The organism is Halomonas sp. MS1 (genome assembly GCF_024182575.1).
Taxonomy (GTDB): Bacteria; Pseudomonadota; Gammaproteobacteria; order Pseudomonadales; family Halomonadaceae; genus Vreelandella.
In genome coordinates, this window is the sequence record NZ_CP098926.1 from 3,428,703 (window position 1) to 3,441,976 (window position 13,274).

11 protein-coding genes are annotated in these 13,274 nt (G+C 51.3%); 9 read left to right on the plus strand and 2 right to left on the minus strand.

Annotated features, from left to right (window positions below):
* Positions 1-21: 21 nt before the first annotated feature.
* The 3 genes from NF683_RS15725 to NF683_RS15735 all read left to right on the plus strand — a co-directional run bounded on the left by NF683_RS15725 (position 22) and on the right by NF683_RS15735 (position 1,779).
* A complete protein-coding gene (locus NF683_RS15725; protein ID WP_089038108.1) occupies positions 22-486 on the plus strand; it encodes a hypothetical protein in 465 nt (154 codons plus the stop codon).
* A gap of 174 nt (positions 487-660) precedes the next feature.
* Complete coding sequence (locus tag NF683_RS15730) at positions 661-1,293, plus strand: L,D-transpeptidase family protein (RefSeq protein WP_089038109.1); 633 nt, start codon at positions 661-663, stop codon at positions 1,291-1,293.
* A gap of 222 nt (positions 1,294-1,515) precedes the next feature.
* On the plus strand, positions 1,516-1,779 hold the full coding sequence (locus NF683_RS15735) for an Lpp/OprI family alanine-zipper lipoprotein (protein WP_009723517.1): 264 nt from the start codon (positions 1,516-1,518) through the stop codon (positions 1,777-1,779).
* Between the two features lie 89 nt (positions 1,780-1,868).
* Here the strand turns inward: NF683_RS15735 and NF683_RS15740 are convergent, their stop codons facing one another.
* Positions 1,869-2,996 carry a L,D-transpeptidase family protein gene (locus tag NF683_RS15740; protein WP_089038110.1) on the minus strand — a complete coding sequence of 376 codons (1,128 nt, stop codon included), beginning with the start codon at positions 2,994-2,996 and terminating at the stop codon, positions 1,869-1,871.
* Positions 2,997-3,102: 106 nt separating this feature from the next.
* Positions 3,103-6,552 carry a transcription-repair coupling factor gene (gene mfd, locus NF683_RS15745; RefSeq protein WP_198361466.1) on the minus strand — a complete coding sequence of 1,150 codons (3,450 nt, stop codon included), beginning with the start codon at positions 6,550-6,552 and terminating at the stop codon, positions 3,103-3,105.
* A 254-nt stretch (positions 6,553-6,806) separates the two neighbouring features.
* Between mfd and NF683_RS15750 the strand changes: the two genes are divergently transcribed.
* The 6 genes from NF683_RS15750 (at position 6,807) to nqrE (ending at position 13,265) form a co-directional block, all read left to right on the plus strand.
* A complete protein-coding gene (locus NF683_RS15750) occupies positions 6,807-8,261 on the plus strand; it encodes a glyceraldehyde-3-phosphate dehydrogenase (protein WP_089038112.1) in 1,455 nt (484 codons plus the stop codon).
* Between the two features lie 317 nt (positions 8,262-8,578).
* A complete protein-coding gene (locus NF683_RS15755; protein WP_089038113.1) occupies positions 8,579-9,928 on the plus strand; it encodes a Na(+)-translocating NADH-quinone reductase subunit A in 1,350 nt (449 codons plus the stop codon).
* Positions 9,928-11,154 carry an NADH:ubiquinone reductase (Na(+)-transporting) subunit B gene (locus tag NF683_RS15760; RefSeq protein ID WP_089038114.1) on the plus strand — a complete coding sequence of 409 codons (1,227 nt, stop codon included), beginning with the start codon at positions 9,928-9,930 and terminating at the stop codon, positions 11,152-11,154. The genes NF683_RS15755 and NF683_RS15760 overlap by 1 nt, the downstream gene beginning before the upstream one ends.
* Positions 11,154-11,975 (plus strand): Na(+)-translocating NADH-quinone reductase subunit C, encoded by an 822-nt coding sequence (locus tag NF683_RS15765; RefSeq protein WP_089038115.1) that lies wholly within the window; start codon positions 11,154-11,156, stop codon positions 11,973-11,975. Before NF683_RS15760 ends, NF683_RS15765 begins: the two co-directional genes overlap by 1 nt.
* Before the next feature lie 2 nt (positions 11,976-11,977).
* Positions 11,978-12,646, plus strand: a complete 669-nt coding sequence (locus NF683_RS15770) for an NADH:ubiquinone reductase (Na(+)-transporting) subunit D (RefSeq protein ID WP_089038116.1) — start codon at positions 11,978-11,980, stop codon at positions 12,644-12,646.
* 1 nt (position 12,647) lies between these two features.
* A complete protein-coding gene (gene nqrE, locus NF683_RS15775) occupies positions 12,648-13,265 on the plus strand; it encodes an NADH:ubiquinone reductase (Na(+)-transporting) subunit E (protein ID WP_009723509.1) in 618 nt (205 codons plus the stop codon).
* Positions 13,266-13,274: the final 9 nt, after the last annotated feature.

Here is a 13,274-nt window from a genome sequence, read left to right on the forward strand (position 1 = left end):
GAGTCGCAAGAGGAGATATAGATGCGCTATAACCAAGTCAAAGACTTCGTTGAATGGGCCGCGGATTATCATGGGCGCATGGCGCGTCAGTATCGTGCCGCAGCCGATTCAAGTGACCATCAACGTCTTGCCATGGCGTTAACGTATTTAGCCGACAGCGAGCTCCGGATGAAGACTGGGCTAGAGGCGCTTTTTAGTGATGGCTTTAATCATAAAGAAGTGTTGGAAATATGGTTTGATGATCCTAATGACTTTCCTCAGCCTCCAGTGCTTGAGGCGCTTGCGCAACAAACGATAGCAGACTCAATTGATGAACTAACTCGCGTAGCGGTTGAGTCGCATCGCAAGCTACAGGACCTCTATGAGCACCGTGCATCACGGGCAAAAATAGAGCCAGAGGAAACTTTTTTTAACGCCTTGGCAGAAGGGCATCATGCTGAAGCGCGCAAGCTAGTAACGAGTATGCAAGAATTCGAAGATATCTAGGCGGGTATGTGAAGTGATTTAGCTACCGTTTAATAAGGGCGCGGTTGCCATATTGGCGCACTGGCTTGTTTTTTGGCTTTTTTGAAAGCACTGACATTTGGTGTGAGAATAAGGTATAACAACCGCCACAAATGCTTTGTTGGCTGGTGATGCTGGCCTATATAGAGAACGATAATGATGCCTGTAAACCGTCGCCGTTTTTTAGCGTTGGCGCTGGGCTGGCCTGCTGTGGCCAGTGCAGCGACTTCCGGTAGCTTAAATAATTATGAGCCCACAGATCTGGTTGAGACGCTGCTTTCGCGTGCGAGTATCCCGCGTCACAGCAATGAACTATGGGTGTTAATTGATGACAAAGACGCCACGTTGAGTGTCTACCGTGGTAATGCGTTGGTTGAGCACTACGCGCCCATATCCCTTGGGCGAGGTGGGGCGAAAACCCAACGGATTCGCGGTGATAACGTGACACCGCTTGGCGAGTTTCGAATTAATCGATTTAATTACGAAAGTCAGTGGCATATCTTTATTGGTATCGATTATCCTACGCCACCTCATGCGAGGATGGCGCTCGAAAAAGGCATTTACTCCCAAGCGGATTATGATGCTTATTTTGATCACTATCAGCGCCACGGCTCACCACCGCAGAATACGGCATTAGGCGGTGCCATTGGTATACATGGTATTGGTGAGGGTGATCCAGATATTCATGGCCGGTTCCATTGGACTCAGGGTTGTGTTGCTGTCACCAACGAGCAAATTGAGCGCGTTGCGTCGCTGGTAGGTGTTGGCACTCGCGTAGTGATCCGATAGGCTATGCTGTTGAAGGAAGTTAAAGGTTTTAAATACGTGGCTATAGACAACCGCTGTGGTCTATTATAAAACAGCGTTTGACTTGCGTGCATTGGTGTAATGCCATGGTACAAGTCGCTGTAAAGAACCTGCACCGCAGGTAGACAAAATTGAGCTAACGCTTTAGCCTTAAATTTGTCATACCCTTAACGTTGTACCCAAGGAAGACTCAAGGAGAACATTATGACTCTGAAGACTGCTCTGAAGATGACTGCCGCTGCCGCTTCACTGGCAATCCTGGCTGGCTGTGCTTCTACCAGCGCCCTGGAAGAAGTTCGCATGACTGCTGAATCTGCACAGGCTGATGCCGCAGAAGCACGCAGCATGGCTTCACAAGCAATGAACACTGCTAACCAAGCTCAGCGCGATGCGCAAGCTGCTCTGCAGATGTCTCAGCAGAACCGTGAAGAAATGAACCGCATGTTCCAGCGTTCCATGCAGAAGTAATTCTGCCTGGGCTCTAAGTGTTAAAACTTAGGGTTGCTGTAGATGTAAAAAAACCCCGCCTCGGCGGGGTTTTTTTATTTTGACTAAGGTTATGCCTCTTCCTCGGCTTGTGTCGCTGTTGTGAGCTCAATTTCTTCGAATAATCCATCAAGCTCCACAGGCTCTTCTTCAGCAGGGGCTGGCGCTGGTGCTTGAGGGCCATACAGCGCTATAAGGCGACCATCCGGATTTTCTACTGCTAGTTTTACCTGGGCATAGTCAACTTCTGCTTGGTCTTCAGCCAGTTCGCTTACTCGTTCGATGGCATTAAGCAGTGGCTCAAAATCGCCAACGTTTTCTTCAAGCTGAGGGTAAGACTGCACAAACAGTGTGCCGTCCGCTGCCCAGCCTGCTTTAAACGGTGCATCCATCAAGTTGACTTGAGTGCCGGTAGGCATGCGCTCGTAGAGCGATTTGATATCTTCGGGGAACATGCGGATGCAGCCGCGGCTGACCCGCATGCCCACGCCTTCAGGGCGGTTGGTACCATGAATCAGGTAGCTAGGCATCGCCAGCAATATAGCGTGACGACCCAGTGGGTTGTTGGGGCCAGCAGGCACAATAGACGGGGCTGGCTCGCCACGTGCAGCTGCTTCACGACGCATAGAGGCTGGCGGCGCCCAGGCAGGATCTTTTACCTTTACGGTCGTGCGGGTAATGCCGACCGGTGTGGCAAATTCCTCACGGCCAACACTGACAGGGTAGGTTTCAACAATGCCGGGGTTGTCAGCCGGATAATAATAGAGTCGCAGTTCAGACAAATTTACGACCACGCCTTCGCGGGGTGCAGGCGGTAAAATATAGCGCGCAGGTATAACGATTTCTGTGCCTTCCCCAGGTACCCACATGCTGACGCCTGGGTTGGCCATACGAATTTCTTCGTAGCCAATGTTATGGCGTCGCGCGATATCGATGAGTGTGTCTTCAGGATCTTCTACGACGACGGTGTAGTGTTCTCCAATAATGTCGCCTTCTTCAGGAAGACGAAAATGGCCGCGGGGTAGTTCTCTTTGCTCAGCGAGCTGGTCAGCGCTGGTAAGCACCTCTTCTGTAGCAGGGGTTGAGCCTTCAGCTGTATCGGCTGAGGGCTGTGCATAAATAGGGGTAGAGAGGCTTGCTGTAAGTAAGACAGCTAAGCTCGTTGGGCCCCAGGCGTTATATAGCTTACGAATGTTCATGGTGGTTCCTAATTAATTTATGCGCCACATTGCTGCAAACTAGCATTGTCATGGGCGGCAGTTAGAGGGCCGTGCGTAGGGCTTTCATACAAGTTTGCCCCAAGGTTCACGCCGCCGCTACTTTTTGATTGAGTGTTGTAAGCAGAGCTTCGACTTTATCAAAACGCTGTTCGGTAGTTTCCATTGGGAATTCAAACCGTAAAGTGTCTGAGCCATCCAGTCGGTAGTGCTGTGGCGATTTTTGAATGAGTGTCACAAGTGTTAATGGATCGACCTGGGTAGAGCCGTTGAAAAGTACTCGTCCACGGTTTTCACCGGCTTCAATGCGCGCGACACCTAGTTGTTCAGCGCGGTGGCGAAGCCTAGTCTGGCGTATCAGGTTCTTCAAGGGCTGAGGAAGGAGTCCAAAGCGATCAATAAGCTCGACTTGTAGCTCCTTAAGTTCAGCGTCGCTCTGGGTGTTGGCGATACGTTTATACATCACCAGGCGCTGTTGTACGTCGTGAATATAGTCATCTGGAATCAATGCTGGCAAATTGAGGCTAATCTCGACACCGGTGTTGAAGGGGGCGTCAATGTTAGGCGTTTTGCCCGCACGAATAGCCTTCACCGCGCGATCCAGCATCTCCATGTAAAGCGTGTAGCCGATGGTTTCCATTTGGCCGCTCTGCTCGTCGCCCAGGAGCTCGCCTGCGCCACGTATCTCCATGTCGTGACTTGCTAAGGTGAAACCAGCACCGAGATCATCGGAGGCGCTAATCGCTTCCAGGCGCTTTACGGCATCTCGTGTCATTGCCTTGGGGGGCGGTGTTAGTAGGTAAGCATATGCTTGGTGGTGGCTGCGTCCAACGCGGCCACGCAGTTGGTGTAGCTGGGCCAAGCCAAACTTATCGGCGCGCTCAATCAGAATCGTGTTGGCGCTGGGCACGTCAATGCCCGTTTCGATAATGGTAGAGCACACTAGTACATTGAAGCGACGATGATAGAAGTCTGACATGACTCGCTCAAGGCTGCGCTCGGGTAATTGGCCGTGAGCAACAGCAACCCGTGCCTCTGGCACCAGTTCACGAATCTGTTCAGCAGCATTTTCAATCGTTTTGACTTCATTGTGCAAAAAGTAGACTTGTCCGCCGCGTAATATTTCACGCAGCAGGGCTTCTTTAATGACGCTGCTGTCTCGCTGTTGCACAAACGTTTTGACCGATAAGCGCCGCGCGGGTGGAGTGGCAATAATCGAAAGATCTCGGATACCGCTCATGGCCATATTCAAGGTGCGCGGAATCGGTGTTGCCGTTAGCGTCAGAATGTCGATTTCGGCGCGCAGCGTTTTGAGTTTCTCTTTCTGTGCGACCCCAAAGCGGTGCTCTTCGTCGATAATTAAAAGCCCCATTTTGGGCAGCTCAACGCTTTTAGACAGCAGCTTATGGGTGCCGATTACGATGTCGGTTTGGCCATTTTTGATGCTTTCCAAGGTTTGCGTCATTTCCTTGCCGCCTGTGAAGCGCGAAATAAGACTAATATTCACAGCGGTGTCGGCAAAGCGGTCGCGGAAGTTTTCAAAGTGCTGGCGGGCTAACAGCGTGGTGGGCACAAGCACCACTACTTGGCGACCGGTTTGAACGGCCAGGAATGCAGCACGCATGGCGACTTCGGTCTTGCCAAAGCCTACATCGCCACAAACGACGCGATCCATTGGCTGAGGAGAGATCATGTCGCTTATAACTGCTTCAATGGCTGCCTGCTGGTCAGGGGTTTCTTCAAATGGGAAGCTGGCAGAGAAGCGAACGTATTCATCGCCCGGCGTATCATAAATGAAGCCTTCCTGAGCCTCCCGCCGGGCGTAGATGTCGAGTAGCTCAGCGGCAGTGTCTCGGATTTTCTCAGCCGCTTTACGGCGTGCCTTTTCCCACTGATCTGAGCCTAACCGATGCAGCGGAGCGAGTTCGTCATCAGCGCCGCTATAGCGAGAAATAAGATGCAGGCTATCGACCGGGACATAAAGCTTGGCACCGTCGGCATATGAAAGCGCCAGGAATTCGTTAGCTTGACCGCCAGCTTCAAGGGTTTCCAACCCCAAGTAGCGGCCGACGCCATGTGCTTGGTGAACAACTGGTGCGCCTTCTCGTAGCTCAGATAAATGGCGCACGGCCAATTCGTTGTCGTCGGTCGCTTTTTCTCGTCGCCGGCTCTGGCGCACGACATCGCCAAAGAGTTCGGTCTCGCTGATCACCGCGACATTCGGTTCGGTAAGCCACAAGCCGCTGCCTACCAAGCTTTCAGTAATGGCTATGCGGTCAGTGCTGCTTAAAAAGTCTTGGAAGCTATCAATATGGGGCAGGCTTAATTTAAGCGGCGCCAACACTTCTTCTAACGCTTCTCTGCGTCCCCGTGACTCGGCAACAAACAGTACCCGCGTAGCTTGCTGCGCATCCAGAAAGCTAGCCAGTTCGTTAAGGGGTTGCTTGGCGCGAGCGTTAATTGCCAGCGAGGGTAGCGCTTGGGCTTTCGGCGCCAGGGCATGGCGTTGCGTGTTGTCTTTGGTTAGTTCGATTCGGGGGCGAGCTTTGATCGCCGAAAAAACGTCATTAACGGGAATGAACGCGCGAAGCGGTGGTAAAAGGGGGCGTGTTGGGTCAACACCCAAATTCTCGTAGCGTGATTCAATAGACTGCCAGTGCTGCTCAGCTGCTTCGAATACACCTGGCAGCAGTGCTACACGGGTGTCATCGGTAACGTGCTCAAATAAAGAAGCGGTTTCGTCGAAGAACAGTGGCAAATATTGTTCCAAGCCCGGGGACGGGATGGCTTTCAGTGCGTCGTTATAGAGAGGGCACTGGCGCGGATCAACATCAAAAAGCGTTTCAAACTGTTCCCGGAAGCAAGCAGTGGCGCTGCGGCTGAGTGAGTACTCATGAGCTGGGAGTAGCTCAATCACATCGACTTTATGGGTAGAGCGCTGATTGCCAGGGTCGAAATGGCGTAATGTATCGATTTCGTCATCAAACAAATCGATACGAATTGGCTCATCCATACCCATGGCGAAAAGGTCGATGATTGCGCCGCGCATGGCGTATTCGCCAGGCTCGTAGACCGTTTCTACGGCACGATAACCTGCCCGCGATAGCGATTCGCGAAATGTTTCCCGATTTAGTTTGGCGCCCGCTTTTAGCGTCATCACGCGCCCAGCGATGTATGATACGGGGGGCAAGCGCTGCATCAGCGTATTGATTGGCACCAGCACAATGCCGCGTACGCCATCCTGCAGTAAGCGCAGCGTGCGTAGGCGTGACGAGATAATATCCTGGTGCGGGGAGAAGCTGTCATAAGGCAGCGTTTCCCAATCTGGAAAGGGCAGGACGGGAACATTGCTATAGAATGCCAGATCCTGTTCCAGGCGCTGTGCGCTGGCAGTATTCGGCGTAATAACCAATAATGGTGCGCTTAACGCGACCTGAGCCAGCGCCAGGGCAGTTGCACTGCCCGGCGGCGCTGTTAGGTAGAGCGTGTCGCGAATCCCTTTGGGCTGGGGCGGTTCGAGCAGAGAAAAAGAGGACATAGTCACGGTATCGTTTTGCGCTGAAACGGAATCTGGATCATACACGATCAGTACTTTCAGGCAGAGGCCTGCGCAAAGCAACCACTAGTAGTTAAGTAAGCCTTGTGGTTCCGATACACTATTGTGGTTTGTAGTCAATCCGCTTTTTCTGTAATACCCCTACATGTTGTGCGACTATCCATTCATTGCGGCATGTAGGTAAGCCCAGGATAATGTTCTAAGAAATTTCTTTTCACTACCCAATGAGGCCGCACGTGAGTCAGCAAGCTCTCGAAAACGTTTTTCAGGAATGGCAAAGCAACGAAGCTCTGGCTGAGCAAATGATTCCACTGGTGGGCCAGCTGTATCGCCAAAACAATGTTGTCGCCACTATGTTCGGTCGCTCCCTGATTAAGCGGTCAGTCATTCGCATCCTCAAAGATCACCGCTTTGTACGCAAAATTGAAGGCACTGAGCTATCTGTTGAAGATACGTTCCCCATCGTAAAAGCGATGAGCGAGATGAACCTCGGGCCTGCTCATGTTGACGTTGGTAAGCTGGCCGTTAACTTTAAGCGCCAGGGTGGTAGTGATCTTGATGCTTTCCTGCGTGAAGAGCTTGCTGAAATTATTGATGGCTTTCAGCCGAATGGCAGTAAAGGCGAGCCTCAAGATGTAGTGCTTTATGGCTTTGGCCGTATTGGTCGTTTGCTGGCGCGAGTAATGGTCGAAAAAGCGGGCGGCGGTAATCTGTTGCGCTTGCGGGCCATTGTTGTGCGTGGCCGCGGCGATGTGGCAAAAGACCTTGAGAAGCGTGCCAGCCTACTGCGTCGTGATTCGGTACATGGGCCTTTCGATGGCACGATTACCGTCGACGTTGAAGCGCGTACACTGATTGTCAATGGTAATGTGATTCAGGTTATTTACGCCGATTCACCGAGTGAAATTGATTACACTGTCTACGGTATCGACAACGCTGTAATTGTTGATAACACCGGTATCTGGCGCGACGAGGCTGGCTTGGGTCAGCATCTTGAGTGCAAGGGTGCTAAGAAAGCATTGTTAACGGCTCCTGGCAAAGGCGATATCAAAAATATCGTATTCGGCATTAATCATGAAACGATTGGCGATAATGACCGTATTGTGTCGGCAGCGTCCTGTACTACCAACGCCATTGTGCCAGTGCTAAAAGCGCTAAATGATGAATATGGCGTAGTGACGGGGCATGTAGAGACCGTACACGCCTACACCAACGACCAAAACCTGATCGATAATTACCACAAAGGCGACCGTCGTGGACGTAGTGCGGCGCTGAATATGGTATTGACCGAAACAGGTGCAGCAAAAGCGGTCGCAAAAGCGCTACCTGAACTTGAAGGTAAGCTCACAGGTAACGCCATTCGCGTGCCTACGCCCAATGTTTCTATGGCTATTTTGAATTTAACCTTGGAAAAGGGCACCGATGCAGAGGCGTTGAACGATTACCTGCGTCGCGTATCGATTGATTCCTCCTACCAGAAGCAGATTGATTTCGTGGATTCAGCCGAAGTTGTATCGTCTGACTTTGTTGGCAATCGTCATGCGGGTATTGTCGATGCTAAAGCCACCATCGCAAACGGTAACCACGCCGTCGTTTATGTGTGGTATGACAATGAATTTGGCTATAGCTGCCAAGTTATTCGTATTCTTCAGCATATGTCTAATGTGAAGTTTTTGAAGCTGCCGCATTAAGCCGTTTGAGCATTAATGGCGTTTAAGCAGCAGTTAATGCGCTTTTAACCGCTAAGTTGTACCAAAAGCCACCTCCGGGTGGCTTTTTTGGTGTTGAAAGCGAGATCAGTTCAAGCGTCTATAGCACTTTAGGAGGCTGTCAGGGATGTGGTCATTGGCCGCGCTTATCTTTATAATACGATGGATTTTTCGGGGTGGTTCAAGCGTGCTTGAGCCTGACTGGTAACAATCTGAACAGACAATAAAAATTTACTGAACAGAAATAAGCATTCGAACCCCTTACCTTCGTATATCCGATCCATCAACTGGGCGAGACTATGATCGAAGTCAAAAAAGGCCTGGATCTCCCCATCACGGGAGCGCCCGAGCAGCGTATTGAAGATGCGCGGCCTGTGCGCCACGTGGCAATCCTGGGCACCGACTACGTTGGCATGAAGCCGACGATGGAAGTTCAGGAAGGGGATAAGGTCAAACTGGGCCAATTACTCTTCACCGATAAGAAAATTGATGGTGTACGCTTTACAGCGCCCGCCAGCGGTGAAGTCGTGGCTATTAACCGTGGCGAAAAGAGACGTCTGCTGTCTGTCGTTATTAAAGTCGATGAAAATGAAGAAGCGATGACATTTGCTTCTCATGATCGTGACGCTTTAGGGCAGCTTGAACGTCAATCTGTTGTTGATCAACTGGTTGAGTCAGGGCTTTGGACTGCTTTGCGCACCCGGCCTTTCTCTCGCACGCCAGCTATCGACAGCACACCTACCGATATTTTCGTTACTGCTGTGGATACTCATCCACTCAGCGCTGACCCTGCGGTAGTGATCAACGAAAACTCCCAGGCATTTGAAGACGGCCTCAAGGTGCTAACCCGCCTGACCGAGGGCAACGTTTTTCTGTGTACGGGTGCTAATGCTTCCATTCCTGGTGGTAATGTCAGCGGCGTAAAGACTGAGAGCTTTGCTGGCCCGCATCCGGCAGGTTTGGTAGGAACGCATATTCATTATCTTTCACCGGTAGCCCTGCACAAAAAAGTGTGGCACATCGGTTATCAGGATGTGATTGCGTTCGGCAAGCTGTTTGTAGAAGGCAAGCTTGATACAAGCCGTATTATTGCTGTCGGCGGCCCGCGTGCTGAAAATCCTCGTTTATTGCGCACCCGTATTGGTGCCAGTACGGAGGAGTTGTTAGCAGGTGAGGTCATCAAACCCGATGACACCCGTGTTATTTCAGGTTCTGTGTTCTCTGGTGCTTCCGCTGAAGGGAGTCTGACTTACTTGGGACGTTTCCATAACCAAGTAAGCTTGCTCGAGGAAGGTAACAAGCGCACCTTCTTGGGATGGATGTCTATGGGGGCTAATCGGCACTCAATCATGGGCATTTACATTTCTAAGATTAAAGGCCTGAGCAATTATGCACCAACCACGTCAACCAATGGCTCTGAACGTGCCATGGTGCCGATCGGTGCATATGAAGCCATTATGCCTCTGGATGTTATGCCAACACAGCTGCTACGCACGCTGATCGTGGGTGACATTGAAGTTGCCATGCAACTTGGGTGTCTTGAGTTAGACGAAGAGGATTTGGCACTGTGTACCTATGTTTGCCCAGGCAAATACGAGTACGGCCCTATCCTGCGTGACAATCTCACCATGATCGAGAAAGAGGCCTGATGATGGGTATTCGACAAACACTCGATAATCTCGAGCCGCACTTCCATAAAGGTGGTAAGTACGAAAAGTTCTACCCGCTCTACGAAGCGGTAGATACTATTTTCTACTCGCCCCCCAGCGTTGCTAAAACCACCGCCCACGTGCGTGACGGTATCGATCTTAAGCGCATCATGATCACCGTTTGGCTGTGTACTTTCCCGGCGATGTTCTTCGGTATGTGGAACGCAGGCTGGCAGGCCAACACCGCCATTGATGCAGGCTATGCCTCAATGAACGGTTGGCGTGAAGCGATCATGATGACCCTGGCGGGTGGACATGATCCCAGCAGCTTATGGGCTAACTTTGTCCTTGGTGCGACCTACTTCCTGCCTATCTATCTTGTCACGTTTGCGGTGGGTGGTTTTTGGGAAGTACTGTTCGCAATCAAGCGTGGTCATGAGGTTAACGAAGGTTTCTTCGTAACGTCGGTACTGTTTGCGCTGATTCTGCCGGCGACAATTCCGCTTTGGCAGGTTGCTCTGGGTATCACCTTTGGTGTGGTAATCGGTAAAGAGATCTTCGGCGGCACGGGTAAAAACTTCTTGAACCCCGCGCTTACTGGCCGTGCGTTCCTTTACTTTGCCTATCCAGCGCAAATCTCAGGTGATGCCGTATGGGTAGCCGCTGATGGCTATACTGGTGCAACTGCGCTCTCCATGGCGTTCCAAGACGGTATGACAGCGCTGACTGATACCATGAGCTGGTGGGATGCTTTCCTTGGCTTTATCCCTGGTTCAGTGGGTGAGGTCTCGACACTGGCGATCTTCATTGGTGCGGCAGTACTGCTGTGGACGCGTATTGCATCATGGCGAATCATGCTGGGTGTTCTTCTGGGCATGGTCGTCACCAGTACGCTGTTTAATCTGATTGGTTCTGACAGCAACCCCATGTTTGCAATGCCCTGGTACTGGCATTTGGTGATTGGTGGCTTCGCTTTCGGCATGGTGTTTATGGCAACGGACCCGGTGTCTGCTTCCATGACTAACCAGGGGCGCTTGGTGTTTGGTGCGTTGATCGGTGTGATGACCGTTCTGATCCGTGTGGTAAACCCCGCCTTTCCTGAGGGCATCATGCTGGCCATTCTGTTCGCTAACTTATTTGCGCCGCTGATTGACCACATGTTCGTCCAGGCCAATATTAAACGCCGTCTCAAGCGGACTGGCGTAGCGGCCGAGGAGAATGCCTAATGGCACAAGGTAACAACTCCATCAAAAAGATCCTAACCGTAGCGTTTTCGCTGTGTATCGTGTGCTCGGTAATCGTTTCGACGGCTGCCGTTGCGCTGCGACCTATGCAGCAGCTCAACCAGGAATTGGATCGTAAAACCAACATTCTTAACGTGGCGGGTCTCTATGAGCCGGGCATGGATGTTGAGGAAGCGTTCAGCACGCAAATTACCGCACGTGTAGTTGAGCTGGATACCGGTGAGTACACCGATCAATTCGACCCAGCTACCTTCGATGGCTTTGAAGCCTCGAGTGATCCTGCAACGGGTCGTACGCTTTCCGGTGATCGCGACATTGCAGGCCTGTCTCGTGTTGAGAACTTCGCGACTGTTTATCTTGTCGGTGATGCTGAAAACCCCGAGCAGATTGTTCTGCCCATTCGTGGGCAAGGACTCTGGGGCCGTATGATGGGCTTCCTCGCGGTTGAAGGCGACGGTAACACTATCGTCAGTATCACTTACTACGACCATAGCGAAACGCCGGGTCTCGGTGCTGAGGTAAATAATCCGCGCTGGCAAGCTCAATGGGAAGGTAAGAAGATTTACGACGAAGAGGGCGACCTCTCACCGGAAATCCACCTGACCAAAGGTGGCGCAAGCAACGAGTACGAAGTTGATGCGCTTTCTGGTGCAACGCTAACCAGTAACGGCGTGACCAACATGCTGCAGTTCTGGTTCAGCGAAGAGGCTTTCGCTCCGTATTTGGCTAACTTCCGTAGTGGTACTGAACCAGAAGATGCCGAAGACACCGATACCGACTTCGACGACGTTGAGGGGGCTTGATCATGGCGGATGTAAATGCAAAAAGTGTTTTAACGGCGCCGATTTTTAAGAACAACCCCATTGCACTACAAATTTTGGGGATCTGTTCTGCTCTAGCGGTTACGACCAGCATGAGCGTATCGCTGGTAATGGCGCTAGCGGTTACTTTTGTAACGGCCTTTTCGAACTTGTTCGTATCGTTGATCCGGAACCATATTCCGTCTTCGATCCGTATCATTGTTCAAATGACCATTATTGCGTCGCTGGTTATCGTGGTTGACCAGATCCTCAAAGCTTACGCTTACGAAATGTCTAAGCAGCTGTCGGTCTTTGTGGGCCTGATCATCACCAACTGTATCGTAATGGGCCGTGCGGAAGGTTTTGCGATGTCCAATACGCCGAGCATGTCGTTCCTTGACGGTATCGGTAACGGCTTGGGCTACGGCTTAATCTTAATGATCGTTGGCTTCTTCCGTGAGTTGCTGGGTGCTGGCAGTATCTTTGGCTTTACCGTCCTACCAACAGTGCAAAATGGTGGTTGGTATGTGCCCAATGGTCTGCTGCTCCTGCCTCCCTCTGCCTTCTTTATTATCGGTTTACTGATCTGGGTTTTACGTTCAGTCAATCCTGAGCAGGTAGAAGAGAACGAGTTCAAAATGAAGCACAACACCAAGCCGAAGGAGGCCGTGTAACATGGAACACTATCTAAGCCTTTTCGTTGCTTCGGTTTTTGTTGAAAACTTGGCGCTGGCCTTCTTCTTAGGGATGTGTACATTCCTGGCGGTATCTAAGAAGGTTTCCGCTGCATTTGGCCTCGGGATTGCCGTTATTGTCGTACTGACAATCTCGGTTCCGGTCAACAATCTAGTGTTCAACCTGCTGCTGGCTGAAGGCGCTTTGTCTTGGACTGGCATAAGCGGTGCTGAAAACATCGATCTTTCATTCCTGGGTCTTCTGAGCTACATCGGCGTTATTGCCGCACTGGTTCAGATTCTGGAAATGTTCCTCGATAAATATGTTCCTGCGCTATACAACGCGCTGGGCGTATTCCTGCCGCTGATTACCGTTAACTGCGCCATCCTAGGTGGCGTACTGTTCATGGTTGAGCGTAACTACAACTTCGGTGAATCCGTAATCTACGGTTTCGGTTCTGGTGTTGGCTGGGCGCTTGCGATTACAGCGTTGGCTGGTATCCGTGAAAAGCTGAAGTATAGCGACGTGCCTGGCGGTCTTCAGGGTCTTGGCATCACGTTTATTACCGTTGGCTTAATGTCGTTGGGCTTTATGTCCTTCTCAGGCATTCAGCTTTAATCGGAGCCG